This window comes from Stutzerimonas azotifigens DSM 17556, from assembly GCF_000425625.1.
GTDB classification, from domain to species: Bacteria; Pseudomonadota; Gammaproteobacteria; order Pseudomonadales; family Pseudomonadaceae; genus Stutzerimonas; species Stutzerimonas azotifigens.
In genome coordinates this window covers 1-25,062 of sequence record NZ_KE384411.1, presented here as the reverse complement: position 1 = coordinate 25,062, position 25,062 = coordinate 1, and the positions used below count along the sequence as shown (strand labels likewise).

Below are 25,062 nucleotides of genomic sequence, written 5' to 3'. Positions count from 1 at the left end.
GACTCCATGACTCCGCCCGAAAAAGCCGAAGCCTTGATCCGACATTACTTTGCGATGTGCAACCGGGCTGATCATCAAGGCTTGGTCGACTGCTTCAGTGATAACGCGGTTCATTATTTCCCTCCGGGACTACCTGGGGCGCCCTGGCGTGGAGCCCGGGCTATCGCGGACGGTTGGCTGTGGTGCGTGAAGACGCTGGGTTCCCAATGGTCCATAGAGAAAGTGCTTGCCAGCTCCGATGGCCGCGAGGCGGTCATCGAATGGACGCACTGGAAGACTGGCATCGGTGAGGTCTTGCGGGGGGACGAATGGTACGTCTTCGACGAAAATATCGAACGGATCGTCGAGATCAGGGCGTATTACGCGTCACCCGTGAACAAGGCCGAGTCGGAAAACAAGCTTTTCGGCTTCGATTACCCGGGCCGGGGATACAGCCTCGAGGCGCCTGGGGTTCCGCCACGGATCGAAGGGAACTGAGCCATGTTGTTCGCAATCGTCGCGCGTGACAGCACGGCTCCCGGCACGCTCGAAAAGCGGTTGGCGGGGCGCGAAGCGCACATGAAATGCATCTTGGAGCTGAAGGCGAAAGGCGTAGTTGTCGATGGTGGGGCTTTGCTCGATAACGATGGACGCATGATTGGCTCCATCGTCTTTTGCGAAGCAGCGGACCGCTCGGGTGTGGACGAGTATCTCGCCCAGGAAATCTATTACCAACAAGGTGTCTGGAATTCCATCGAAGTTACGCCTTTTAAGCGTATTCAATGGGCGTAGCCGAATGCATTGATTCCTGCATGTGGCGATATTTCCATGCAACTTGGTTACGGACCAAGCTTCGCTTTCAAATAAAGAATGCTTTCGAAATACGCGCTGACGCCGGCTTCTATCCAATCGGGTTAAGGAGATGATATGCAACTACTGGGCAAAAACTACATCGCAGGGGCGCGTAGTGGCGAAGGCGAGAGGCGCGTCTACAGTTACGATGCCGGCACTGGCGAACAGTTACCCTATGATTTCTGCCAGGCTACGCCAGGCGAAGTAGATGACGCTGCGCGTGCCGCCGGGGCGTGCTATCCAGTCTACCGTGCCCTGCCTGCAGCCAGGCGAGCCGACTTTCTTGATGCCATCGCCAATGAACTCGATGCGTTCGGTGACGACTTCATTTCGCTAGTGTCCCGGGAAACGGCCCTGCCGGCTGTCCGTATTGCCGGCGAGCGGGGGAGAACCAGTAATCAGATGCGCCTGTTCGCCAAGGTCTTGCGCCGTGGCGACTTCTATGGTGCCCGCATCGATACCGCAATACTCGACCGCAAGCCAATGCCGCGCGTGGACATGCGCCAATGCAAAATGGGTGTCGGACCGGTCGCCGTGTTCGGAGCTTCCAACTTTCCGCTGGCTTTCTCCACCGCCGGTGGCGACACCGCCGCGGCGTTGGCGGCCGGATGTCCGGTGGTCTTCAAGGCTCACAGTGGACACATGGCGACCGCCGAATGCGTGGCCGATGCCATTATTCGCGCGGCTGAGAAAACTGGCATGCCGAAGGGTGTGTTCAACATGATCTACGGGAGCGGGGTTGGCGAAGCCTTGGTCAAGCACCCTGCGATCCAGGCTGTGGGCTTCACTGGCTCGCTCAAGGGCGGTCGAGCCCTTTGCGACATGGCCGCAGCGCGCCCGCAGCCGATCCCCGTATTCGCTGAGATGTCAAGCGTCAACCCGGTACTGGTATTGCCCGAAGCGCTCAAACAGCGTGGCGAGCTGGTAGCTAACGAACTGGCTACATCGGTCGTCACGGGCTGCGGTCAGTTTTGTACGAATCCCGGCTTGGTCGTCGGCATCCGATCGCCGGAATTCTCCGCCTTCCTGGCGAGCTTGGCGAGCATCATGGCCGACCAGCCAGCGCAGACCATGCTCAACACCGGCACGTTGAAGAGCTACGAGAAAGGTCTCGCCGCGCTGCATGCCCACAGTGGAATCAAGCACCTCGCCGGACAGGCGCAGGCAGGAAACCAGGCAAGGCCGCAGCTGTTCCAGGCGGACGTCAGCCTGCTCTTGGACGGCGACAAGTTACTGCAGGAAGAGGTCTTCGGCCCGGCTACAGTGGTCGTTGAGGTCGCGGACAAGGCGCAGTTGGTCCAGGCATTGCTGGGCCTGCACGGGCAACTGACCGCCACGTTGATCGCCGAGCCGGCGGATATCAATGCCTTTGGCGACTTGGTGCCGGTGCTGGAGCAGAAGGCAGGTCGCCTGTTGCTCAATGGCTATCCGACCGGTGTGGAGGTCTGTGATGCCATGGTCCACGGCGGCCCCTACCCGGCGACTTCGGATGCCCGCGGTACCTCGGTTGGCACCCTGGCAATCGACCGCTTCTTGCGGCCGGTGTGCTATCAAAACTATCCAGACGGGCTCCTTCCCGAGCCGCTGAAAGACGCCAATCCGCTGGGCATCCGCCGGCTGGTGAATGGCGAGATGACGACGGACGCAGTCTGATCCGCTTCGCAGGAAAATAAACGCTGGGAGCGGCTTGCTACCCTCCCAAAGGGTAGCCACCCCTCGGTGTGGAATAGAGCGTGGCTCATCCCTTTGCAAACTATAGATAACGTGATCGGTTGATGCTGAGCTAGCGCAAGGAAGCGCCTGCTGGTGTCGGCCCCTGGCCGAACCAGCCCATCGCACCCCACCACCCGGCACCACCAATCGTTCCGCCACACTCGCTTCCCTCGCAGCCTCATCCAATGCCGCCCGGGTCACCGGGCAATGGCTGATCGCCTCCGGTTGATTGGCCACGACCACCCTACGCGACAGCCGCACAAACTGACGCCGGCGCAGTACCGGCAGAAGTTCGGGCGGCTGTAGCCGCCCGGGTGGAGCGAGGGCGTCCCTCGCTCGTGCACGCTCAGTTTCCTTCGCCCCGGGTCTGCCCGGCATGGCCGCGCAGGCGTCCGAGGCCTTCCACCAGCACCACCAGGCTCACGCCCAGCAGCGCGACGTCCTTGATCAGGAAGGAGCCAAGCGCATTCAGCCATGGGAAGCCACCGGATTCGGTTTCCCAGATGGGTAGCGCGAGCATGGTCGATACGGTCGTCAGGAAGGTGAGGGCGGCGAGCAGGCCGCCGGCCACGGCGGCACGGGCGGACCAGGGCGAGGCGATCAGCAGCGCGGCCGTCACCAGCTCGACGGTGCCCAAGAGATAAGAGGCGCCCGCTTCGCCGAAGACCGTATAGAGCCAGGCCAGCCAGGGTGTGCCGCCGATCAGCGGCTTGAGCGCATCGACTTCGATCTGGGTGAACTTCAACAGGCCGATCATCAGCAGCGGAAGGACTACGCCAGCCAGCGCGATCGCGCGGCTCGCGGTTGCCGCCTGTGCGGTGTGAACGGAACGGTGGGTGGTGGTGACGTCGATGATCTGTTGCATGGCACGCTCCTCGAATGTGTGCGCCAAGCATACATTATTTGTCTTGGATTTCTATGCTTCGTGCATATAATATTGCGCTGTGAACGATACGAAGCTTGAGAATATGGTTGGGGCGCTGGCGCTCGCCTTGTCCGATGCGGTCCTGCAGGGGGCGCAGGACGAGGCGCCCGAGCCGGGCCCGGCGGCAGCGGCCATCACCCTGCTGGGGCACGAGCCCGGCATGACGATCGAGCGGCTGAGGCGGGCGCTGCGGCTTTCGCATCCTGGCGCCGTGCGCCTCATCGACCGGCTCGTCGCGGAGGGGGTGGTCGAGCGCAGGCCGTCCGAACGTGACCGGCGTGCCGTCGCGCTGTACCTCACGGGTGGTGGCGAAAGGAACTGCGCGGCGATCCTGGCGGTGCGGCAGCAGCGCATCGCACACGCCCTGGCGGCGCTGGAACCTGCCGAGCGCGAGACGCTCGGGCGGCTGACCGGGAAGCTGCTGAAAAGCCTGGTGCACGACCTCGATCAGGCCTATTCGGTTTGCCGTCTTTGCGACCCGGGCGTCTGCACCGACTGCCCGGTCGCGGCTGCGCTGGACGAATCCGTCTGACGAAGTGGCACGCCGACCCTCCGTGAACCCGACCGGGCGACGAGGTCGCCTGGCCCCGGCGCCATCTCAGGCCTCGCGCATCTTCGGATGCCTGAAGAAGCCCACCGCCGCCGGCGTGGCCAGCACCACCACCGTCATCCCCAGCACCGAGATCGCGGTCGGCAGGCCGAAGTGGTCGGCGATCCAGCCGGCGGCGATCAGCGGCACGATGGCGCCGATGTAGCCGCAGACCAGGTAGGTCGACAGCAGGCCGGAACGCTGCGCCGGGCTGGCGATGCGGTTGACCATGCTGATGCCGGCCAGCAGGCCCATGCCGTGGCCGGCCGCCGCGGCGCAGACGCCGGCGGCGAACACCAGCGTCGAGCCGACCTGGAAGTTGAGCACCAGCAGGGCGTTGCTGAGGACGATCGCCAGCAGGCCGAGGAAGCCGCACCAGCGCACGTCCAGCCGGGCGCAGGCCAGCTGCACGGCCGCCGAGGCCAGCAGGATGGCGCCGATGGAGGTGCCGCTGACCACCGGGCCGTGCCAGGCCACCATCCTGTCCAGGAACAGCGGGGCCATGGAGGCGTACACGCCGAACACGCCGAAGGCGAAGAACGGGCAGGCGCAGGTCAGCGTGTAGGCCAGCGAATCCCCGCGGCTGGCCCAGCTCAGGCGCGGCACGAGCGCTTTCCAGCCGAACGGCGTGCCGGGCGTGGCGGCGGCATGGGGCTCCAGGTCGATGCGCCTGAGCGCGTAGATCGCCAGCAGGCCGAGCACCAGCGTCGGCAGGTAGGTGGTGACCAGCGGCCGCGGCAGCCACTGGCCGATCAGCCCGCCGGTGATCGGCCCCAGGCCGAAGCCGAAGGCGAGCAGGAAGCTGGTGATGGTGGAGACGCGATGCATGGCGCCTTCGCGGCAGATCTGCATCAGCCCTACCGAGGCGCTGGTGACGATCAGGCTGGACGACAGCCCCACGGCGAAGCGCCCGGCGTTCAGGCTGGCGAGGTTCCAGGCGAGCATGGTCAGCAGGGTGCCGATCCAGCCGAGCAGCAGCCCGGTCGTCATGGTCGCGCGAAAGCCCAGCGAGTCGGACAGCCTCCCCATGAACAGCAGCCCGGTCAGCGCGCCGACCATGTAGGTCACGTAGATCAGCGAGATGTCGCTGGTGCGCAGTTGCCAGGCCTCCTGGTACAGCGGGTACAGCGGCGAGATGAGCGCCGTGCCCATCACGCCCACGCACATGGCGAAGCACACCCAGGGATACGCTGCCCACTTCTGTTTCGCCATTGCCGCCGCATGCCTCCAGGTCGTTCGGGTGGTTCGGATGCGGTGGTCGCCCGCGCCGCCCGAACGCAGGCGCGCCGCCCCGGTTCGTCCGGGGCGTGCGGGCTGGAAGGGAGCGCTTGAAAGGGCGTTGGCCGCAAAACCGAGGGCGAAATCCTACGCCTTTCCCGCGTCGGCCGTCGATTTATGCGGCGGGGATGGCGGGTATCAGACCAGCCGGTGTCACATGTCCATCCGCTGGTGATGGCGGCAGCTGCCGTCGCAAGCGCCCGGGCAGCTGCAGCCGGTGCGGCTGCGACGGATCTCCCGCTCCATTCGCCGCGCGACCTCGGGGTCGTCGGCAAAGGGCAGCATGGCCGCCCGGTCCAGGTCCTGCGTGTCGCGCCGGCCGAGATGCAGGTGCGCGCCCAGGAAGAAGGTGCCGAGCAGCGCGAGGGTGCAGAAGGCTTCGTGCATGGCGTGGCCCTCAGTTGAGTTGCGGCTGCAGGGCAGCGATGCGCGATTCGGTGACACCGCCGCGCACGGTGCGCCAGGTGTTGTAGGCCATCAGCAGCATGCCGGTGAGAAAGAACAGTCCACCGACCCAGCGCACCACGAAGCCGGGGTGGCTGGCTTCCAGCGCTTCGACGAACGAGTAGGTGAGGGTGCCGTCCTCGTTTACCGCGCGCCACATCAGGCCCTGGGTGATGCCGTTGACCCACATCGAGGCGATGTAGAGCACGGTGCCGATGGTCGCCAGCCAGAAGTGCAGGTTGATCAGCGCGATGCTGTGCATGCGCTCGCGGCCGTAGACCTTCGGGATCAGGTGGTAGAGCGAGCCGAAGGTGATCATCGCCACCCAGCCGAGGGCGCCGGCATGCACGTGGCCGATGGTCCAGTCGGTGTAGTGAGACAGGGCGTTGACGGTCTTGATGGCCATCATCGGGCCCTCGAAGGTGGACATGCCGTAGAAGGCCAGGGAGACCACCAGGAAGCGCAGGATCGGGTCGGTGCGCAGTTTGTGCCAGGCGCCGGAGAGGGTCATCATGCCGTTGATCATGCCGCCCCAGCTCGGTGCCAGCAGGATGATCGACATCGCCATGCCGAGCGACTGCGCCCAGTCGGGCAGGGCGGTGTAGTGCAGGTGGTGCGGGCCGGCCCAGATGTACAGGCTGATCAGCGCCCAGAAGTGCACGATCGACAGGCGATAGGAATACACCGGGCGCTCGGCCTGCTTGGGCACGAAGTAGTACATCATCCCGAGGAAGCCGGTGGTGAGGAAGAAGCCCACGGCGTTGTGGCCGTACCACCACTGCGCCATGGCGTCGGTCGCGCCTGCGTAGATCGAGTACGACTTGAACCAGCTCACCGGAATGGCCAAGTGGTTGACCACGTGCAGCATGGCGATCACCAGGATGAAGGCGCCGAAGAACCAGTTGCCGACGTAGAGGTGGCTGACCCTGCGCTGCACCAGGGTAGTGAAGAAGACGACGCCGTAGGCGACCCAGACGATGCCCATCCACACCGCACCGGTGAATTCGATCTCGGCGTATTCCTTGGTGGTGGTCAGGCCCTGCGGCAGGGTGACCAGCAGGATCAGCACCACCGCCTGCCAGCCCCAGAAGGTGAAGCCCGCCAGGCCGTCGGAGAACAGGCGTACCTGGCAGGTGCGCTGTACGGTGTAATAGCTGGCGGCGAACTGCGCGCTGCCGGCGAAGCCGAAGATCACCAGGCTGGTGTGCAGCGGTCGCAGCCGACCGAAGCTCAGCCAGGGCGTGTCGAAGTTGAGTGCGGGCCAGACCAACTGCGCGGCGATGAATACGCCGAGCGCCATGCCCAGTACGCCCCAGACGACAGTCATCAGGGCGAACTGGCGGACGACCCTGTAGTTGTAGGGGGAGGAGGAGGCGGTTGTGTGCATCGGAGGACCTTCGGCGGCTGCGGGACTGTTCCAACGTCGCGCATTGTCCGCACCGGTCCTGCCGATAAACAGATTCAGATGAGGCGTTGAGATACGTATCAGAACGAGCGGATCATGCGCCCGAGCAGTTCCATGGCCGCTTCGCTGCGGCCGTCCCAGGGGCTGCCGTAGTTGAGCCGCGCGCAGTTGCGAAAGCGCTGGGTCGCCGAGAAGATTGGCCCCGGCGCCAGGCTGATGCCCTGCGCCAGCGCCAGTTGCAGCAACTGCAGGGAATCGACCTGCTGGGGGAATTCGAACCACAGGAAGTAGCCACCGGACGGCCGGGTGACCCGCGTTTCGGCCGGGAAGTGCCGCGCGGCCGAGGCGAGCATCTGGCCCTGCTGCATCTCCAGCGTGTGGCGCAGCTTGCGCAGATGGCGGTCGAAGCCGCCGTGCTGCAGGTAATCGGCAATCGCCGCCTGTGCCGGTACCGACGGCGAGATGGTGGTCATCAGCTTGAGCCGGGCGATCTGCTCGGCATAGCGCCCGCCTGCGACCCAGCCGATGCGGTAGCCCGGCGCCAGGCTCTTGGAGAACGAGCTGCAGTGCATAACCAGGCCCTTGCGGTCGTGGCTCTTGACCGGGCGCGGGCGCTCCTTGGTGAAGTACAGCTCGGCGTAGACGTCGTCCTCGATCAGCGGCACGTCATGGCGTTGCAGCAGCCGGTAGAGACGTTCCTTCTTCTCCGCAGTCATGCTCGCGCCGATCGGGTTCTGCAGATGGCTCATCAGCCAGCAGGCCTTGATCGGCAGGCGCTCGAGGCTCTCCTCCAGCACGTCGAGGTCGATGCCCTCGCGCGGGTGCACCGGGATCTCCACCGCCTTGAGTTTCAGGCGTTCGAGCACCTGCAGGGTGGCGTAGAACGCCGGGGCCTCGATCGCCACCAGATCGCCCGGCACGGTGGCCACCTGCAGGCAGAGGTTCAGCGCTTCCATCGCGCCGCTGGTGATGATCAGCTCGTCCATCGGCAGCATCACGCCGCTGACCATGTAGCGCAGGGCGATCTGCCGACGCAGGTCGGGGTTGCCGCGGGTCATTTCGGTGATCACCTGTTGCGGCGGCATCTCCCGCACCGCCTGGCCCATGGAGCGCGCCAGCCGTTGCAGGGGAAAGAGCTCCGGGCTGGGGAAGGCCGAGCCGAACGGCACGGTGTCCGGGTCGCCCAGCGATGCCAGCACCGAGAACACCAGGTCGCTGACGCCGACCTCGGTGGTCTCGGCCATGCGCGGGCCGATGTCCGGCTCGTGCAGCGGGCGCTTGGCGCTTTCCCTGACGAAGTAGCCAGAGCGCGCTCGCGCCTGGATCAGCCCCCGGGCCTCCAGCAGGTAATAGGCCTGGAACACGGTGGAGGGGCTGACGCCGTAGGTGCGGCTGGCGTGGCGTACCGAAGGCACCTTTTCGCCCGGTGCGAGCACGCCGGTGCGAACCAGCTCGGCGATTTCGTCGGCAAACTTCTCGTAGCGCTTCATGCGGTCTTCGTTCGACAGGGCCTGTGGAGCGAAGTCTAGTGTGGATGGCATGGTGATTTCACTCGCGAGCCGGCGAGAAAAACGATCGGCCCGGGCAGGCGTGCGGGTGTGCCAGGCATCTTGACCGGTCGCCAGGGGTAAGGACAGGCGCAGGTGGGCAAGAAAAAAGCGAATCAGATTGTCGTCGTGAATATGCCGTGCGGGGGCGCGCCGCGGTGCCTGAAAGGGCCTTCCATCGCCGCTGATACGGTTTTGCCAGTGCCATCTGCATCTGTTTCGGGGGCAGGCGATCCCGGCATAGTGGGCCCCGAGGCGGCGCCCGCTGCCGGCGCGCACTCGCTGCGTGAAAGGAGCCTTGCATGTACCACTACGATGACTACGACCGCGCCCTGGTGCGCGAGCGGGTCGACCAGTTTCGCGACCAGGTCAGGCGCCGGATGGCCGGCGAGCTGAGCGAAGAAGAGTTCCTGCCCCTGCGCCTGCAGAATGGCCTGTACCTGCAGAAGCATGCCTACATGCTGCGGGTGGCCATTCCGTACGGCACCCTGTCGGCACGGCAGATGCGCACCCTGGCGCGGATAGCGAAGGGCTACGACCGCGGCTACGGTCACTTCACCACCCGCCAGAACATCCAGTTCAACTGGGTCGAGCTGGCCCGGGTGCCGGACATCCTGGCGCTGCTCGCCGAGGTCGACATGCACGCCATCCAGACCTCGGGCAACTGCGTACGCAACATCACCACCGAGGCCTTCGCCGGCGTCGCCGCAGACGAGCTGCTAGACCCGCGCCCGCTGGCCGAGATATTGCGCCAGTGGTCGACGGTCAACCCGGAATTCCTCTACCTGCCGCGCAAGTTCAAGATCGCCCTGTGCTCGGCCGAGGAGGACCGCGCGGCGGTCATGATGCACGACATCGGTCTCTACCTTTATCGCGACGAAGCCGGGGAAATGCTGCTGCGCGTGATGGTCGGCGGCGGCCTCGGGCGCACCCCGATCCTCGGCCAGCAGATCCGCGAGGCGCTGCCGTGGCGCCACCTGCTGTCCTATGTCGAGGCGATCCTGCGGGTGTACAACCGCCACGGGCGACGCGACAACAAGTACAAGGCGCGCATCAAGATCCTGGTCAGGGCGCTGGGCATCGAGGCTTTCGCCGCGGAGGTCGAGCGCGAGTGGCAGCACATCAAGGACGGTCCGGCCGAGCTGACCGACGCCGAGTTCGCCCGCGTCGCCCGCTCGTTCGCACCGCCGGCCTACGCCGCGCTGGCGGAGACCGACCTGGCGCACGGCACCCGGCTGGCCCGAGAGCCGGACTTCGCCCGCTGGGTCGCACGCAACGTCAAGGCGCACAAGGTGCCGGGCTACGCCTCGGTGGTGCTCTCCACCAAGCCCGGCCTCGCCGCGCCGCCCGGCGATCTGACCGATGCGCAGATGGAAGCCGTCGCCGACTGGGCCGAGCGCTTCGGCTTCGGCGAGATCCGCATCGCCCACGAACAGAACCTGGTGCTGCCCGACGTGCGCAGGCAGGACCTGCACGCGCTCTGGTCCGAGGCCTGCGCGCTCGGCCTCGGCACACCCAACGCCGGCCTGCTCACCGACATCATCGCCTGCCCGGGCGGTGACTTCTGCGCGCTGGCCAATGCCAAGTCGATCCCCATCGCGCAGGCGATCCAGCAGCGCTTTCTCGACCTCGACTACCTGCACGACCTCGGCGAGGTCAGCCTGAACATCTCCGGCTGCATAAACGCCTGCGGGCACCACCACATCGGCAACATCGGCATCCTCGGCGTCGACAAGAACGGCAGCGAGTGGTACCAGGTCACCCTCGGCGGCGCCCAGGGCAAGGCCAGCGCGCTGGGCAAGGTGATCGGCCCATCCTTCGCCGCCGAGCAGGTGCCTCAGGTGATCGAGCGCATCGTCGACACCTTCGTCGCGCACCGCGAAGGTGACGAAAACTTCGTCGACACCTTCAACCGTATCGGCCTGGAGCCCTTCAAGGGGCGGGTCTACTCCGCGCCGGAGACCGCGCCATGAACAACCTGATCCGGCTGGTGGAGGGCGAGGTCGCTGTCGTGGGAGACGATCCATGGCAACTGGCGCGCGAGCCGGCCGAGGTCGACGACGAAGGTCCGTTGATCCTGCCGCTGCCACTCTGGCGAGCGCGCCAGGCGGCCGCGGTGTTCTCCGGCGCGCAGCCGAGCCGGGACGGCGTGCTGCTGCAACCGGACGACGAACCGGAAGCGCTGATACCCTGGCTGGGTGTGCTGCCGCTGATCGCCATCGACTTCCCCAGCTTTCGCGACGGACGTGGCTACAGCCAGGCCTACCTGCTGCGTTCGCGCCTCGGCTGGCGGCGCGAGCTGCGGGCGGTCGGCGACGTGCTGCGCGACCAGTTGGCACACATGCGCCAGTGCGGTTTCGACGCCTTCGCCGTGCGCGCGGACAAGTCGGTGGAGGATGCTCTCAAGGGCCTGGCGGGCATGAGTGTGCTCTACGGCCGCTCGGCCATCGAGCCGAGGCCGCTGTTTCGCCGGCGCGAATGATGCGCCGGCGCGGAAGAACAACAACGGAGTTTCTATGCTGAAAGGCCTTACCTTCCTCGTACTGCTGCAACTGTGCGGTAGCCTGATCAGCCAGACGCTGCTGCCGATGCTGCCCGGTCCGATCATCGGCCTGCTCCTGCTGCTCGGCTGGTTGCTGGTGCGCGGCGAGATCGGCGAGCCGCTGACGCAGGCCGCCAACGGGCTGCTGCAGTACCTGCCGCTGCTGCTGGTGGTTCCCGCCGCGGGCATCCTGGTCAGCGGCGAACAACTGCTCGGCGACCTCGGCGCGATCCTTGCCGCGCTGCTGCTGTCGCTGCTGGTCACGGTACCGCTGTGCGGCTGGCTGATGCAGGCGATGATCCGTCGCATCGACCGCGCGCGGGACGAACGCTGATGCCGGCCGCGTTCTGGCAGGGCCTGTGGACCGGGCTGATCACGCATCCGCTGTTCGCCGTGGCGCTGACGCTGGTGGCCTTTCAGATTTCCCTGGTGGTTTATCGCCGCACCCGCTGGCTGCTGCTGCAGCCGGTCATGGTGTCCACCGCGCTGGTGGTCGCCGTGCTGCTGGCAAGCGGCATCGACTACGCGCGTTTCCGCGCCGAGGCAGCGCCCATCGCGCTGCTGCTCGGGCCGGCCACGGTGGCGCTGGCGGTGCCGCTGTACCGCAACCTGGGGCGCATCCGCCAGTTGTTCTGGCCGATCCTGGTGACGCTGGTGGTCGGTGGCAGCCTGACGGTGATCCTGACGCTGCTGATCGCCCATCTGCTCGGCGCCGAGCTGCCGGTGTTGGTGAGCATGGCGCCTAAGTCGGCGACCATGCCGATCGCCATGCTGGTGGCCGAGCAGTGGGGCGGCACCGCCTCGCTGGCGGCGGTGATGGTGATGATCACCGGCGTCGCCGGCACCGCGATGGGGCCCTGGCTGTACCGCCTGGCGGGCGTGCACAGCCCGGCGGCGCGCGGGCTCGGCTACGGCATCAACGCGCATGCGGTCGGTACCGTCCGCGCGCTGGAGGAGGGCGACGAGTGTGGCGCCTTCGCCGCCCTCGGCATGAGCCTGATGGGCATCCTCATCGCGGTGGTGCTGCCGCTGGGCCTGGCCCTGTGGCTGCGCTAGCGGCCTGAGGCCGCGCCCGGCGGCTTCAGGCGGGCAGGTGCCCGAGCGGCAGCGGGCCCTGGGCCTTCACCGTCTGGATCGCGAAGTTGCTGCGGATGTCGCGCACCCCGGGGAGCTTCAGCAGCACCTCGGTGAGAAAGCGCTCGTAGTCGCGCAGGTCCTGCACGACGACGTGCAAAAGGAAGTCCGATTCCCCGGACACCAGGTAGGCGGACAGCACCTCCGGCAACGCCGACACGGCCTGGCGGAAGCGCTCCGCCTCTTCCTCGTGATGCCGCTCGACCTTGATCCCGACGAACACCGTCAGCCCCAGGCCGATGGCGTCCGGGTCGAGCGTCGCCTGGTAGCCCAGGATCACGCCCGCGTCTTCGAGCATCTTCACCCGGCGCAGGCAGGGCGACGCCGACAGCCCGATGCGGTCGGCGAGGTCGACGTTGGTCAGCCGCCCGTCCCGTTGCAGCGCCGCGAGGATGCGGCGGTCGTGGGCATCGAGCCTGGCTTTTGGTTTTCTTGGCATGGAGAACCTTTTCCGTATTGATAAGTGGCATGAGCTGCCAACAAAGTGCATTCCGGTAGCGTATTACGCAAGCACCTGCCCCGGCCTCCCGCCGTAGCATGAGGCCCTCTGCAGAGGGGGCTGGACGATGGAAAACCTGGGGATGTTCGTGCTGGCGCTGTCGGTGGTGCTGTTGCTGCCGGGCCCCGACATGCTGCTCCTGCTGCAGACCGGCGCACGCGCGGGGCGCAGCAGGGCGCTGGCCACGGCAGCCGGCCTGGCGGTCGCGCGCGGCGGCCATGTGGGATTCGCGGCGATTGGGCTGGCGTCGCTGTTCAGGGCGGTGCCCTGGACGTTCGACGGGGTGCGCCTGCTGGGGGCGGCCTACCTGCTCTGGCTGGGGCTGGGCATGTTCCGCGCCGAGGCGCGGGCGCTTTCGGTCGATGGGACTGTCGGCCCTTCGCTGTCGCACGGCGCCGCGTTTCGCCAGGGCGTACTGACCAACCTGCTCAACCCCAAGGCGCTGGTGTTCTGCTCGCTGCTGCTGCCGCAGTTCATCGATACCGGCGCCGGACCGGTCGCCAGCCAGTTCGCGGTGCTGGGCGTCACCCTGGTGCTGGTGGGGTTGCTGTTCGATACCAGCTACGCGCTGGCGGGCGCCCTGATCGGGCGCTGGCTCGAGCAGAGTCCGGCGCTCCAGCGCGCGCAGCAATGCCTGTTCGGCACCCTGCTGATAGGCTTCGCCCGCGCCTGGCGCTGGTCTCGCAGGCATGAGCGCGCGCCGTTCTACAGCCGTTCGTCCACCATCTGCACGATCTGCTCGCGCAGCCAGCGCAGGCCGGGGTTGCGGTCCTGCTGGCGGTGCCAGATCAGACTGACCTGCACCGGCGGCATGGCCAGCGGCAGCGGCGCCAGTTGCAGGGAGTAGACGCCGGCGAAGTGTTCGGCCAGGCGCTGCGGCACGGTGCCCAGCAGCTCGGTGCAGGCCACGATCGGCGGGATGGAGAGAAAGTGCGGGACCTGCAGCCCGACCTTCCGCTGGATCTTGGCCGAGCCGAGCACGATCTCCAGCGGCGAGCCGCGGTTGGCGCGCGGCAGGATCAGCACGTGGCGGCTCTGCTGGTAGCGTTCGCGGCTCATGCCACCCTCGAACGCCGGGTGGCCGGCGCGTCCGATCACCACCAGGTCTTCCTCCAGGAAGGGCTGGTAGCAGAGGTCCGGGCTGTCGAGGTAGAGGTAGTCGATCGCCAGGTCCAGCTCGCCGGTCACCAGGCGCGCCAGCAGCGTCTGCGCCTCGTCGTCCTGCACTTCCAGCACCGTCCGCGGGGCCCGCTCGTGCAGGCGCTCGAGCAGCACCGGCAACAGCATGGCCATGCCGTAGTCGCTCATCGCCAGGCGGAAGCGGTGCGCACCGCCGGGGTCAAACTCGCCCTCGGCGCCGAGCCCCGTGCGCAGCAGGTCCAGCGCCTGGCGCACCGGGCCATAGAGCGCCTGGGCATGCGCGGTGGGGGCCATGCCACGCGCGGTGCGCTTGAATAGCGGCGCGTCCAGCTGGCTGCGCAGCCGCGCCAGCGCGTTGCTCACCGCCGGCTGGCTCATGTGCAGGCGCGTGGCGGCGCGCGAGAGGTTCTGCTCCTGCATCAGGGCGTCGAACACCAGCAGGAGGTTGAGGTCGAGGCGGCGCAAGTTCAAGGTCATCAATAATGCACATTCCGATTATCCATTATCGGAATAAAGCACAGCTCACTAGACTCGCGCCATGCCGACCCGGCCATGGAGCGAGCCATGCGTCACGATACCCAAGCCTTCCGTGCCCGTTACCGTGCGGGCATCCATCCGCGCTACAACGTCTGGCTGCACGGAGGTTTCGTGCTGCTGTACGGGCTGGGCTGCCTGGCGTTCCTCGGCGGCACCCTGGAGAACGTGCAGCCGCTGGAGTGGCTGGTGGTGCCCCTGACCCTGGCGCTGGGCAACTGGGGCGAGTACTGCATCCACAAGAACCTGGGCCACCACAAGACGCGGCGCGGCGCGCTGTTCTACAAGCGCCACACCGGCGACCATCACAGCTTCTTCGTGTCCGGCGAGATGGCCTACGACTCCGCCCGCGACTGGCGGGTGATCCTCTTCCCGGCCTGGCTGATCGTGCTCTACAGCCTGATGCTGCTGCCTGTCTGGTGGCTGCTGTCGCGGGTCAACGGCAACCTCGCCGGGCTGTTCGCCATGACCTTGCTGGCGGGCTATCTGGCCTACGAGGCGTTCCATGCCTGCGAGCACCTGCCGGCGGATCATCCAGTCGCCGCGCTGCCGTGGATCAGGCACATGCGCCGGCTGCACGAGCTGCACCACCGTCGCGACCTGATGCAGACGCACAACTTCAACCTGATCTTCCCGCTGACCGACTGGCTGAAGGGCACCCTCTACTGGGAGCCGCCGGCGCAGCCGGCCGACGGCACCCGCATGCGCCACGAGGTGGAGATCGCACGTGCGCCGGAGCAGGTGATGGCATACGCCTGCACGGCCACGCGCTGGCCCGAGTGGCATCCGTCCTCGCTGTGGGTGGACGGGCGCGATGGCCCCTTGCCGGTGGGCAGCCGTTTCGAGGAGGAGATCGAGGCCGGCGGTCGCGCCGGGCACCTGAGCTGGGAGGTGACCGAGTACGTGCCGGGCTGGCGCTGGTGCGCCAGGGCGCGCAGCCGCGAGGTGGAACTGACGCTGGTGTACGAATGCGAGCCCACGGACAGCGGGGCGCGCTTCGTGCGCACGCTGGAGTACCGGGTCGCCGGCCTGGCCATGCGCCTGGCCAACCGGCTGCTGCTGCGCGGCCGGATCGAGCGCGAGTCGGCGCTGTCGCTGGAGCAGCTCAAGAGCATGATGGAGCGCGGCCGCGTGGCGGATGCCGCGGCGCCCGGCAGCGGCGGCTACGGCCTGGCGCCCTGAGGCGGAGGGCAATCCGCCGGTGGCGCTTCGGGCGCTGGCGGCTCGGTTGCCTGGCCGTCCGCCGCCGTGTCGCCGGTCATCGCGATTCCATCCTTGCCGATGCGCAGGCGCAGGAAGTCATGGGCCAGGAACAGCCGCCCCTGGTAGCTCGCCGCGGCTTCGGCGCGGATGTCCTCGGTCGAGAGCCCGCGCCCGGGGCTGCTCTGGTAGCGCGCGCTGAAATGCGTCAGTACCAGGTTCGGCACGCCCGCTTCCTGGGCGAAGGCCGCCACCTGCGCGGCGGTGCTGTGGCCGAAGTCGCCGCGCGAGGCCTCGGCGACGGGGCGGGTGTAGGTGGCCTCGTGGACCAGCAGCTGCGCGCCCCGGCAGGCGTCGCGCAGCAACTCCGGGCGGTCGTTGTCGCCGCCGACGACGATGCGCCGGGCCGGGCGATCGAAGATCAGGTAGTCGTCGCTGCGCAGCGGGCGCCCCTCGTGCTCGACGTCGTATCCGCGCACCAGTTGACCCCACAGCGGCCCGCGGGGGATGCCGTCGCGGTCGAGCCTGTCGATGTTCAGCCGCGGGTCGGGGCGGGCCTCGGTGAAGGTGTAGCCCCAGCTCGGTACGCGGTGGGAGAGGGCGGTGGCCTCGACGCGCACCTGCGGGTTGCGCCAGCCGGTGAAGGTCTCGCTGGCGTGGAAGTGCAGTTCGTAGGGTAGCCAGGTGCCGCTCATCCGCAGCGTGGCGCGCACCCAGCCCTCGATGGCGGCGGGGGCGACGATCTCCAGCGGCTCCTGCCGGCGCGCCATGCCGGCGCTCGCGAGCAGGCCGGGCAGGCCGTAGCAGTGGTCGCCGTGCACATGGGTGACGAAGATCGCCCGCAGCCCGTGCAGGGTCAGCGGCGTGCGCAGCACCTGGTGCTGGGTGCCCTCGCCGCAGTCGATCAGGTACCAGCCCTTGCCGCTGTCCTCGAGCAGCGCCAGGCCGCTGACATTGCGGGCGCGGGTGGGGGTGCCGGAAGAGGTGCCGAGGAAGAGCAGTTCCACGCCTGTGCTCCTGTGCTGCGTTGGGCCGGAATGGGCGGCTGGAGTATGCCGTATGGATTGGACAGGCGATGGGATCGCCTTCTCCCTCATCCGGCCCTGCGGGCCACCTTCTCCCGGGGGGAGAAGGGAAAGGCGCGGTGCAGCCTGCGACCTCGCAGGGTGCGCCGTGCGCGTGCCGGTGGCGGGACGGAAGATCAATCTCGGTCACGACCGCTGGTATATCGCCCCGAGGTCGGGCCACCCGCAAAACAAGCGGTGCCCACCGGAACATGTAGGGCGCGCGCCCTCGCGGCGACTGTGGCCAAGCGACCTTGGCAGTCGGGACTCGGTCTGCGTCAGGACAGTCGCTCCCCACGGGACTCGCGGCCTTCGTGGGAGCGCTCTCGACCGCGACAACCCATGGTGGACGGACGCGGCCTTGGCTACTCTGGCGCCCTTCGCCCCGCTGAAAGGCTCCGGATGATCCCCCGAATTGCACCGCTACGCACCGCCGACATCACGGAAGTGCATCATGCCACCTGAGTCCATGGGCAACGCCGCCGTACGCCAGCGGGTCATGCAGCGTCTCGAGGACGACCTGCGCATCGCCCGCGCGGTCCTGCAAGCCACGCACGAGGCGGCCACGCACAGCGAGAGCAAGGCCGAGAACAAGTACGACACCCGCGGGCTCGAGGCCGCCTACCTCGCCGACGGGCAGCGCCGCCGCCTGCACGAGATCGAACTGGCGCTGGCGGCCTTTCGCAACCTGCCGGCCGAGGTGCGCCCCGAAGGCGTCGTGCGCATGGGTGCGCTGGTGCAGCTGGCGCAGGAGGAGAGCGAACGCTGGGTGTTTTTCGGCCCGGACGGCGCGGGGCTGAAGGTGATGCTGGACGGGCAGGAGGTGCTGGTGATCTCGCCACGCTCGCCGCTGGGCCAGGCCCTGCCAGGGCGGGAGATCGGCGACGAGGTGCAGATCCGCGTCGCCGGGCGGGTGCAAACCTTCGAGGTGCTGGATATTCGCTGATCGCCCCGGCCGTAGGACGGCAATGCGATCGTAGATGGGCCGAAGGGGTGGGCTTCAGCCCACCATCCGCGGGCATTCAGGGATGCTCGCAGTTGACCATCCAGCCCACGCCGTAGCGGTCCACCAGCATGCCGAAGCGCTCGGCCCAGAAGGTCTTCTCCAGCGGCATGATCACCTGCCCGCCCTCGGCCAGCGCGGCGAACAGGCGCTCGCCCTCGGCGAGGCTTTCCGGGTGCAGGGCGATGGAGCAGCCCTTGATCCCCTGGTACGCCTCGGCGCCGCAGGTGCCTTCCGGCATGCTGTCCGAGGCCATCAGCGGCCGCTCGCCGCCGAAGCTCAGGCAGGCGTGCATGGTGCGGCCGTGGTGCTCGGCGGGCAGGTCGCCGGCCGGCGATTCGCCGAAGCTCATGATTTCCAGCTGGCCGCCCAGCACCTGCTGGTAGAAGGTGAAGGCCTCGCGGGTGTTGCCGTCGAAGGTCAGGTAGGTGGAAAACTTCATGGTGTGCTCCTGTCAGTCTTGGGGGAGACGCACGGCAGGGGTTCGCCGGCTCTGCCCAGTGGTCGAACGGGCGAGCGGCAAATCGACAGGGGCCGGGAAATTTTCCCGCGCGGGCCGGGTCAGTCGTCCCGCGTCAGCACTTCCAGCAGCTCGATCTCGAACATCAGGTCGGAGTTCGGCTTGATGTGCGCGCCGACCTGGCGCTCGCCGTAGGCCAGGTGCGCGGGGACGTGCAGCCTGCGCTTGCCGCCCACCTGCATGCCCATCAGGCCGAGATCCCAGCCTTTGATCACCCGCCCGGTGCCGATCACGCACTGGAAGGGCTTGCCGCGATCCCAGGACGAATCGAACTTCGTGCCGTCTTCCAGCCAGCCGGTGTACTGGGTGGTGATGAGCGCGCCCTTGACGCAGGCCTTGCCGGCACCGGGGGCGAGGTCTTCGATCTTCAGTTCGCTGATGGGCATGGGGATGTCCGGCGGAGAAAGGGGAGGCGCGAGGGTAGCCGGCGGCGGTGGAGGGCTCAAGGGCCGGCTCCCGTGTGCCGCTCCCTCATCCGGCCCTGCGGGCCACCTTCTCCCGGGGAAGAAGGGGAAAGCACGGGCGCTGCCGCCGACCACGCGCCATCCCTGTAGGAGCAGGCTCTGCCTGCGACCAGGACGCCAGACACCGAATCATCCTGTCTCCCTCGGCGGAGAGGGTCCGGGGCGAGGGCTTCCGGGCGCGGGACTCCACGAGACGCCGCTGCACAACCGTCGCCCGAGGCGGGTATCTTTGTCCGCACCTCACCCACCGGAGCCCGCCATGAGCCTCGAAGGCACCTACGATCCCCAGAACATCTTCGCCAAGATCATTCGCGGCGAGGCACCCTGCTACAAGCTCTACGAGGACGACGACACGCTGGCCTTCCTCGACCTGTTTCCGCAGTCCTACGGTCACGCGCTGGTGATTCCCAAGCGCTCGGCGGCGCGCAATCTGCTGGAGGTGGATACCGACGCGCTGTGCCGGACGATGGCGACGGTCCAGCGCCTGACCCGCGCGATCGTCGCGGAGCTGGAGCCGGACGGCGTGCAGGTGGCGCAGTTCAACGGCGCGCCGGCGGGGCAGACGGTGTTCCATATCCACATGCACATCGTCCCGCGCTACGCCGGCGAGGGGCTCGGCAAGCATGCGGCCGGCAAGGCCGAGCCGGCGGAGCTGGAGGCGCTCCAGGCGCGGCTGGTCAAGCGGCTGCAGGCCACCGCCTGAGGCGCGCTCAGCCGGCGGCTGTCGCCAGCTGGGTGAGGGCGTGCAGCACCAGCCCCACCAGCCCGCCGACCAGCGTGCCGTTGATGCGGATGTACTGCAGGTCCTTGCCGACGCTGCGCTCCATCTGCTCGACCAGTTCGCCGCTCTCCCAGCTCTCGACCCGCTGCGCGATGTAGCGGCCGATCTGGTGGCGGTGGCGTTCGAGCAGCCCGGGCGCGGCCGCCATCAGCCGTTCGTTGATCCAGCCGCGCATGACGTCGTCCGCCGCCAGCGCATCGCCCAGCCCGCGGGTGAGCTGCACGATGCGCTGGCGGACGCGCGAGTCCGGGCGCTCCAGGTCCTGCTGCAGCCAGGCGAGCAGTTCCTGCCAGAGGCCCTGCAGGTAGTCGCGCGTCGCCGGGTGGTCGAGCAGGCGGGCGAGCAGGCGCTCGATCTCCAGCCGATAGCCGGGGTCGTGCCGCAGGCGCACGATGAACTCGGCGACGTGCTGGTCGAAGCGCGCACGCAGGCGGTGCTCCGGGTCGCCCACCACCTCGGCGATCAGTGTCGACAGCCCGTCGACGAACTTGTTCGCCGACCAGCCGCCGACCGCTTTGCTCAATCCCAGGTAGCGCAGGGTGCGAACTTCGGTGCTGATGGCGTCGGCGACCAGCGCGCGCGTCTCGTCGTCCTGGAGGATGTGGTGGAGGCGGATCAGCGCCCCGTCGAGCAGCGCCTGGTGGCGGCCCTCTCGGGTCAGCAGGTCGAGCACTTCGGCGCAGGCCGGCGCCAGGTCGATGCGCCGAGCGCGGTCGAGCAGCCGCTCCTGCACGAAGGCCTGCACGCGCGCGTCGTGCAGCGAATCCAGGCCGAAGCGCGCAACCCCGGTCAGTTGCCCGGCCAGCGCCTCGGCATTGCTCGGTTCGCGCAGCCAGTCGGCCAGGCGCCCGCCCAGGTCCAGCGCCTGCAGCTTGGCTAGCACCAGCGGCGTGGCGAGGAAATGGGTGGTGATGAATTCCGACAGGTTGCGGCCGATGCGCGCCTTGCTGCGCGGGATGATCGCCGTATGCGGGATCGGCAGACCCAGCGGATGGCGGAACAGCGCGGTGACCGCGAACCAGTCGGCGATCGCCCCGACCATCGCCGCCTCGGCGAAGGAGGCGAGGTAGCCCCAGGCCGGGTGCCGGCCCTCCATCGCGGTGCCGAGCACGTAGAGCAGGGCGGCGACCAGCAGCAGAAGCCCCGCGACCCGCTTCATGCGGACGACCGGCGAAGACGGTTGGACAGGCATGCCGGCTCAGCCCTCCTGCGCGGCCGGCCGGTACAGGCGCATGGTCATGGCGATTCCCGTGGCGAACACAGCCATGTCGACCGGGCCGGCGGCCGGGCGTTCAGCCTGCGCAGGCTCGGATCGCACCCTCGACGCCTTGCGGTTGTCCTACCCTTAGCGTTTCGCTTTCCACCACAGAAGGGATTCCCCGTCATGCGCCTGACCCTCTTGCTGCTGCCCCTGTTGATGCTCGCCGGCTGTTCGTCCTGGGAGCCGGACCCGGAGGACATCCGCCCGGTGCCGGCCGAGCGGGTGCTCGGCTTCCAGGAACCGGTGGAGGGCGGCGGAGAGGTGGTGGTGACCCGGCATTTCGCGATGCTCGGCGGTGGCTGCTACGTGGCGGTGATGGTCGACCGCCAGGTGGCGGCGCGCATCCACGTCGGCGAGCAGGTGCATTTCCAGGTGCCGGCCGGGCAGCACATCGTCGGCATCGCCACCGACAAGGAAGACGACACCCTGTGTGGCATGAGCCGGCTCAACCGCGAGGAGCTGGTGACCGTCACGCCCCACGAGCCGGCGCGCCTGCGGGTGATCGTCGACAGCAACATCGGCTTCGATATCGAACCGGACGTCGACCGCTGAGTCGCGCCGGGCGGGCCGACCGTTCGTCGGAATGCAGCCGAAGCGGCGGCCGGCCGCCTGCCGGCAGGGGCCGTGGCAGAGCGGCTGACGCCGTTTGCGACCAAAGCCGTAGAGCCGCAGGCCGCCTCGCGCCCGGCGGCTTGCCAGGGGCCTACTAACATCAGGTCATGCCCCGCTCCGCGTCGGAGCGGCCACGACAAGAAGAGGCCCCGCCATGATCTACGCACAACCCGGCACCCCCGAATCCATCCTTTCCCTGAAACCCCGCTACGGCAACTACATCGGCGGCCAGTTCGTCGAGCCGGTCAAGGGCGAATACTTCAGCAACCCTTCGCCGGTCACCGGCGAAGTCATCGCCGAATTCCCGCGCTCCGGTGCCGAGGACATCGAAAAGGCCCTCGACGCCGCGCATGCCGCCGCCGACGCCTGGGGCCGCACCCCGGTGCAGGAGCGCTCCAACATCCTGCTGAAGATCGCCGACCGCATCGAACAGAACCTCGAGCTGCTCGCCGTCGCCGAGACCTGGGACAACGGCAAGGCCGTGCGCGAGACGCTCAACGCCGACGTGCCGCTGGCCGTGGACCATTTCCGCTACTTCGCCGGCTGCATCCGCGCCCAGGAAGGCAGCGCCGCCGAGATCAACGACAGCACCGCCGCCTACCACTTCCACGAACCGCTGGGCGTGGTCGGGCAGATCATTCCGTGGAACTTCCCGCTGCTGATGGCGGCCTGGAAGCTCGCCCCGGCGTTGGCCGCCGGCAACTGCGTGGTGCTCAAGCCGGCCGAGCAGACGCCGCTGTCGATCACCCTGCTGGCCGAACTCGTCGGCGACCTGCTGCCGGCCGGCGTGCTCAACATCGTCCAGGGCTTCGGCAAGGAAGCGGGCCAGGCGCTGGCCACCAGCAAGCGCATCGCCAAGATCGCCTTCACCGGCTCCACCCCGGTCGGCTCGCACATCCTCAAGTGCGCCGCCGAAAACATCATCCCCAGCACCGTGGAGCTGGGCGGCAAGAGCCCGAACATCTACTTCGAAGACATCATGCAGGCCGAGCCGGCCTTCATCGAGAAGGCCGCCGAGGGCCTGGTGCTGGCCTTCTTCAACCAGGGCGAGGTGTGCACCTGCCCGTCGCGGGCGCTGGTGCAGGAATCGATCTACGCCCCGTTCATGGAAGAAGTGATGAAGAAGGTCCAGCAGATCAAGCGCGGCAACCCGCTGGACACCGAAACCATGGTCGGCGCCCAGGCCTCGCAGCAGCAGTTCGACAAGATCCTCTCCTACCTCGAGATCGCCCAGCAGGAAGGCGCCGAAGTGCTCACCGGCGGCGCGGCCGAGAAGCTCGAAGGCAGCCTGGCGAGCGGCTACTACATCCAGCCGACCCTGCTCAAGGGCCACAACAAGATGCGCGTGTTCCAGGAAGAAATCTTCGGCCCGGTGGTGGGCGTGACCACCTTCAAGGACGAGGCCGAAGCGCTGGCGATCGCCAACGACACCGAATTCGGCCTCGGCGCCGGCGTCTGGACCCGCGACATCAACCGCGCCTACCGCATGGGCCGGGGGATCAAGGCCGGGCGGGTGTGGACCAACTGCTACCACCTGTACCCGGCGCACGCGGCGTTCGGCGGCTACAAGAAATCCGGCGTCGGCCGCGAGACCCACAAGATGATGCTCGACCATTACCAGCAGACCAAGAACCTGCTGATCAGCTACGACATCAATCCGCTAGGGTTCTTCTGATAACCGTCGCCCCGGCGCAGGCCGGGGCCCAGAGGGCTTGCACGGGGTTTTGCCGAGCTCGGAACCGATAGGCGCCACGCCGACGTCGCACACCGCGCACCCTACCGCTCGGCGTTGCGCATCTGGGTACCGGCCTGCGCCGGTACGACGGGGGGGTGGGCAAGGTGCACGGCATCCGATCCCTCGTCGCCCGGCGTAGGCCGGGGCTCAGAGGGCTTGCACGGGCTCATCGGGCCTGGCGAAGGACCGGCAGGCGCCGCGACACCATGGAAGATGCGCACACACCCGCTAATACACCCAAACCACATTCCCGCCGAACTCCGGCCCTGTTCGACTTTCACAAGAGCAGTGCCGCCTGCCCCAGACGCGAGGATGCCCCATGCCCAGCCTGTTCGAGCCGTTCGCCCTCAAACACCTGACGCTGCGCAACCGTGCCGTGCTGGCGCCGATGACGCGGGTCAGCGCCGAGCCGGAAGGGCAGGCCAACGAGCTGATGCGCGACTACTACGGTTCCTTCGCCAAGGGCGGCTTCGGCCTGCTGATCAGCGAAGGCACCTACACCGACACCGCCTACAGCCAGGGCTATTTCAACCAGCCGGGCATCGCCACCGAGAAGCAGCGTGACTGCTGGAGGCCGGTGGTGGAGGCGGTGCACGCGGCCGGCGCCGGCTTCATCCTGCAGCTGATGCACGGTGGCGCGCAGACCCAGGGCAACATCCATCACGCCCGCCACGTGGCGCCCTCGGCGGTTCAGCCGCAGGGGCAGCAGCTGTCCTTCTACGGCGGCCAGGGGCCCTACCAGATTCCCTCGGAAATGACCGAAGCGGAAATCCAGGAGGCCATCGCCGGCTTCGTGCAGGCCGCGCGCCATGCACAGGAGGCCGGATTCGACGGGGTCGAACTGCACGGCGCCAACGGTTACCTGCTGCACGAGTTCATGAGTGCCGAATTCAACCGCCGCAGCGATCGCTGGGGTGGGGATTTCAAGGCACGGCTGGCGCTGCCGCTGACCGTCATCCGCGAGGTGCGCCAGGCGGTGGGCGAAGGCTTCGTGGTCGGCATGCGGCTGTCGCAGTCGATGGTCACCAATGCCCGGCTCAAGTGGGAGGGCGGCATCGAGGAAGCGAAGCTCCGCATGGCGACCCTGGCCAACGCCGGGCTCGACTACCTGCACATCACCGAGCCGGATGCCGGGGCCCCGGCCTTCGGCGAGGGGCCAAGCCTGTGCGCCCTTGCGAAGACCAGCGTGCCGATCCCGGTGATCGGCAACGGCAACATCGCCACCGGCGAGCAGGCGGCGGGGCTGCTCGAGCGTGGTGAACTGGACCTGGTGGCCATCGGCAAGGCCGCGCTGGGCAATCACGACTGGCCGCGCCGCGTCGAACAGGGCGCGCCGCTGACCGCGTTCGACTACGCCATGTTCGTGCCCATGGCGACGGTGACCAACGAACTGGCCTGGCGCCAGGAGCACGACCGTCCGCCGATGCAGCCGTCCTGAGACGGCCCCCTGCGGTGCCCTTCGCGTGGCCCCGGTGGGCTTCAGCCCACCTGTCGACCCGGCGCCGGCCTGTATGTGGTGGGCTGAAGCCCACCCTACGAGCGCGCGTGCCCACCCGTGGGAGGCGCGACCCCGCGGCGACTGCCGTCAGCGAGCACAGCGCGTGGGCCTCGTCTCACGCGCGACCTGGCCAAGAACTGCTGACGCTGGGAGAGCGCGCCACGCTGTACTGGCGACGCAGGTCGGGCGCGTGGAAGAGCTTTAGCCAACCCGTAGGAGCGAGCTTGCTCGCGAAGCGGGCCCGCCTTCCCGTAGATACCGTCTTGAGCCCTAGTGGGCAAGGGCCAGTTTAGGGTCGAAAGGCTGGCCGGATTTCAGTACCCCATAGGCGATGTGCAATAGC

Annotated in this window: 25 protein-coding genes and 1 pseudogene; 15 read left to right on the top strand and 11 right to left on the bottom strand. The window is 67.8% G+C overall.

The features are described from left to right. Nucleotides 1–6: 6 nt before the first annotated feature. From H610_RS0114755 to H610_RS0114745, 3 genes are all read left to right on the top strand, one after another. Nucleotides 7–477, top strand: coding sequence for a nuclear transport factor 2 family protein (locus H610_RS0114755; protein ID WP_028240390.1), 471 nt, complete (start codon nucleotides 7–9; stop codon nucleotides 475–477). Between the two features lie 3 nt (nucleotides 478–480). Then, complete coding sequence (locus H610_RS0114750; protein ID WP_028240389.1) at nucleotides 481–771, top strand: YciI family protein; 291 nt, start codon at nucleotides 481–483, stop codon at nucleotides 769–771. Nucleotides 772–906: 135 nt separating this feature from the next. After that, the gene (locus H610_RS0114745; protein ID WP_028240388.1) at nucleotides 907–2,484 is read left to right on the top strand and encodes an aldehyde dehydrogenase (NADP(+)); all 1,578 of its coding nucleotides are present in this window, start codon (nucleotides 907–909) and stop codon (nucleotides 2,482–2,484) included. Between the two features lie 406 nt (nucleotides 2,485–2,890). Here the strand turns inward: H610_RS0114745 and H610_RS23960 are convergent, their stop codons facing one another. Further along, nucleotides 2,891–3,409 (bottom strand): DUF417 family protein, encoded by a 519-nt coding sequence (locus H610_RS23960; protein ID WP_051231773.1) that lies wholly within the window; start codon nucleotides 3,407–3,409, stop codon nucleotides 2,891–2,893. A gap of 79 nt (nucleotides 3,410–3,488) precedes the next feature. Between H610_RS23960 and H610_RS0114735 the strand changes: the two genes are divergently transcribed. Beyond that, on the top strand, nucleotides 3,489–4,001 hold the full coding sequence (locus H610_RS0114735) for a MarR family winged helix-turn-helix transcriptional regulator (protein WP_028240387.1): 513 nt from the start codon (nucleotides 3,489–3,491) through the stop codon (nucleotides 3,999–4,001). Nucleotides 4,002–4,067: 66 nt separating this feature from the next. Here H610_RS0114735 and H610_RS0114730 read toward each other — a convergent pair whose 3' ends face one another. The 4 genes from H610_RS0114730 to mapR form a co-directional block, all read right to left on the bottom strand. Next, nucleotides 4,068–5,270, bottom strand: coding sequence for an MFS transporter (locus tag H610_RS0114730; RefSeq protein ID WP_051231771.1), 1,203 nt, complete (start codon nucleotides 5,268–5,270; stop codon nucleotides 4,068–4,070). Between the two features lie 219 nt (nucleotides 5,271–5,489). Beyond that, nucleotides 5,490–5,723, bottom strand: coding sequence for a hypothetical protein (locus H610_RS0114725; protein ID WP_028240385.1), 234 nt, complete (start codon nucleotides 5,721–5,723; stop codon nucleotides 5,490–5,492). Nucleotides 5,724–5,733: 10 nt separating this feature from the next. Then, the gene (ccoN, locus tag H610_RS0114720) at nucleotides 5,734–7,167 is read right to left on the bottom strand and encodes a cytochrome-c oxidase, cbb3-type subunit I (RefSeq protein ID WP_028240384.1); all 1,434 of its coding nucleotides are present in this window, start codon (nucleotides 7,165–7,167) and stop codon (nucleotides 5,734–5,736) included. Nucleotides 7,168–7,265: 98 nt separating this feature from the next. Further along, nucleotides 7,266–8,675, bottom strand: coding sequence for a GntR family transcriptional regulator MpaR (gene mapR, locus H610_RS0114715; RefSeq protein WP_028240383.1), 1,410 nt, complete (start codon nucleotides 8,673–8,675; stop codon nucleotides 7,266–7,268). A gap of 359 nt (nucleotides 8,676–9,034) precedes the next feature. Between mapR and H610_RS0114710 the strand changes: the two genes are divergently transcribed. The 4 genes from H610_RS0114710 to H610_RS0114695 are packed head-to-tail and all read left to right on the top strand — an operon-like array spanning nucleotide 9,035 to nucleotide 12,330. Further along, on the top strand, nucleotides 9,035–10,705 hold the full coding sequence (locus tag H610_RS0114710; RefSeq protein ID WP_028240382.1) for a nitrite/sulfite reductase: 1,671 nt from the start codon (nucleotides 9,035–9,037) through the stop codon (nucleotides 10,703–10,705). Beyond that, nucleotides 10,702–11,214 (top strand): DUF934 domain-containing protein, encoded by a 513-nt coding sequence (locus tag H610_RS0114705; protein ID WP_028240381.1) that lies wholly within the window; start codon nucleotides 10,702–10,704, stop codon nucleotides 11,212–11,214. Before H610_RS0114710 ends, H610_RS0114705 begins: the two co-directional genes overlap by 4 nt. A 34-nt stretch (nucleotides 11,215–11,248) precedes the next feature. After that, nucleotides 11,249–11,608, top strand: a complete 360-nt coding sequence (locus tag H610_RS0114700) for a CidA/LrgA family protein (protein ID WP_028240380.1) — start codon at nucleotides 11,249–11,251, stop codon at nucleotides 11,606–11,608. Beyond that, nucleotides 11,608–12,330, top strand: a complete 723-nt coding sequence (locus H610_RS0114695; RefSeq protein ID WP_028240379.1) for an LrgB family protein — start codon at nucleotides 11,608–11,610, stop codon at nucleotides 12,328–12,330. The genes H610_RS0114700 and H610_RS0114695 overlap by 1 nt, the downstream gene beginning before the upstream one ends. Before the next feature lie 25 nt (nucleotides 12,331–12,355). On the opposite strand, the gene H610_RS0114690 is transcribed toward H610_RS0114695, so the two are convergent. Continuing rightward, nucleotides 12,356–12,847, bottom strand: a complete 492-nt coding sequence (locus tag H610_RS0114690) for an Lrp/AsnC family transcriptional regulator (protein WP_028240378.1) — start codon at nucleotides 12,845–12,847, stop codon at nucleotides 12,356–12,358. Between the two features lie 127 nt (nucleotides 12,848–12,974). Between H610_RS0114690 and H610_RS25030 the strand changes: the two are divergent. Beyond that, nucleotides 12,975–13,600 (top strand): annotated as a pseudogene (locus H610_RS25030) (LysE family translocator). 12 nt (nucleotides 13,601–13,612) lie between these two features. Here H610_RS25030 and bsrA read toward each other — a convergent pair. Continuing rightward, nucleotides 13,613–14,524: a LysR family transcriptional regulator BsrA gene (gene bsrA / locus H610_RS0114680; protein ID WP_028240377.1), complete on the bottom strand. Its 912-nt coding sequence runs from the start codon at nucleotides 14,522–14,524 to the stop codon at nucleotides 13,613–13,615. An 87-nt stretch (nucleotides 14,525–14,611) separates the two neighbouring features. Between bsrA and H610_RS0114675 the strand changes: the two genes are divergently transcribed. Then, complete coding sequence (locus H610_RS0114675; RefSeq protein WP_028240376.1) at nucleotides 14,612–15,763, top strand: SRPBCC family protein; 1,152 nt, start codon at nucleotides 14,612–14,614, stop codon at nucleotides 15,761–15,763. On the opposite strand, the gene H610_RS23950 is transcribed toward H610_RS0114675, so the two are convergent. Then, complete coding sequence (locus H610_RS23950) at nucleotides 15,745–16,788, bottom strand: ribonuclease Z (RefSeq protein ID WP_084166460.1); 1,044 nt, start codon at nucleotides 16,786–16,788, stop codon at nucleotides 15,745–15,747. The genes H610_RS0114675 and H610_RS23950 overlap by 19 nt on opposite strands. Before the next feature lie 526 nt (nucleotides 16,789–17,314). Here H610_RS23950 and H610_RS0114665 point away from each other — a divergent pair. Beyond that, nucleotides 17,315–17,791 carry a GreA/GreB family elongation factor gene (locus H610_RS0114665; RefSeq protein ID WP_028240375.1) on the top strand — a complete coding sequence of 159 codons (477 nt, stop codon included), beginning with the start codon at nucleotides 17,315–17,317 and terminating at the stop codon, nucleotides 17,789–17,791. Nucleotides 17,792–17,867: 76 nt separating this feature from the next. Here H610_RS0114665 and H610_RS0114660 read toward each other — a convergent pair whose 3' ends face one another. Further along, entirely contained in the window at nucleotides 17,868–18,290 is a 423-nt protein-coding gene (locus H610_RS0114660) for a VOC family protein (RefSeq protein ID WP_028240374.1), read from the bottom strand. 119 nt (nucleotides 18,291–18,409) lie between these two features. Beyond that, nucleotides 18,410–18,754, bottom strand: a complete 345-nt coding sequence (locus tag H610_RS0114655; protein WP_028240373.1) for an FKBP-type peptidyl-prolyl cis-trans isomerase — start codon at nucleotides 18,752–18,754, stop codon at nucleotides 18,410–18,412. Nucleotides 18,755–19,091: 337 nt separating this feature from the next. On the opposite strand from H610_RS0114655, the gene H610_RS0114650 reads away from it, so the two are divergent. Then, nucleotides 19,092–19,535, top strand: a complete 444-nt coding sequence (locus H610_RS0114650; protein ID WP_028240372.1) for an HIT family protein — start codon at nucleotides 19,092–19,094, stop codon at nucleotides 19,533–19,535. 7 nt (nucleotides 19,536–19,542) lie between these two features. Here H610_RS0114650 and H610_RS0114645 read toward each other — a convergent pair whose 3' ends face one another. Further along, complete coding sequence (locus H610_RS0114645) at nucleotides 19,543–20,772, bottom strand: DUF445 domain-containing protein (RefSeq protein ID WP_051231769.1); 1,230 nt, start codon at nucleotides 20,770–20,772, stop codon at nucleotides 19,543–19,545. 225 nt (nucleotides 20,773–20,997) lie between these two features. On the opposite strand from H610_RS0114645, the gene H610_RS0114635 reads away from it, so the two are divergent. From H610_RS0114635 to H610_RS0114625, 3 genes are all read left to right on the top strand, one after another. Beyond that, nucleotides 20,998–21,426 carry a hypothetical protein gene (locus H610_RS0114635; protein ID WP_028240370.1) on the top strand — a complete coding sequence of 143 codons (429 nt, stop codon included), beginning with the start codon at nucleotides 20,998–21,000 and terminating at the stop codon, nucleotides 21,424–21,426. Between the two features lie 214 nt (nucleotides 21,427–21,640). Further along, nucleotides 21,641–23,161 carry an acetaldehyde dehydrogenase ExaC gene (exaC, locus tag H610_RS0114630; protein WP_028240369.1) on the top strand — a complete coding sequence of 507 codons (1,521 nt, stop codon included), beginning with the start codon at nucleotides 21,641–21,643 and terminating at the stop codon, nucleotides 23,159–23,161. 379 nt (nucleotides 23,162–23,540) lie between these two features. Further along, nucleotides 23,541–24,659 (top strand): oxidoreductase, encoded by a 1,119-nt coding sequence (locus H610_RS0114625; RefSeq protein ID WP_028240368.1) that lies wholly within the window; start codon nucleotides 23,541–23,543, stop codon nucleotides 24,657–24,659. Nucleotides 24,660–25,062 lie beyond the last annotated feature (403 nt).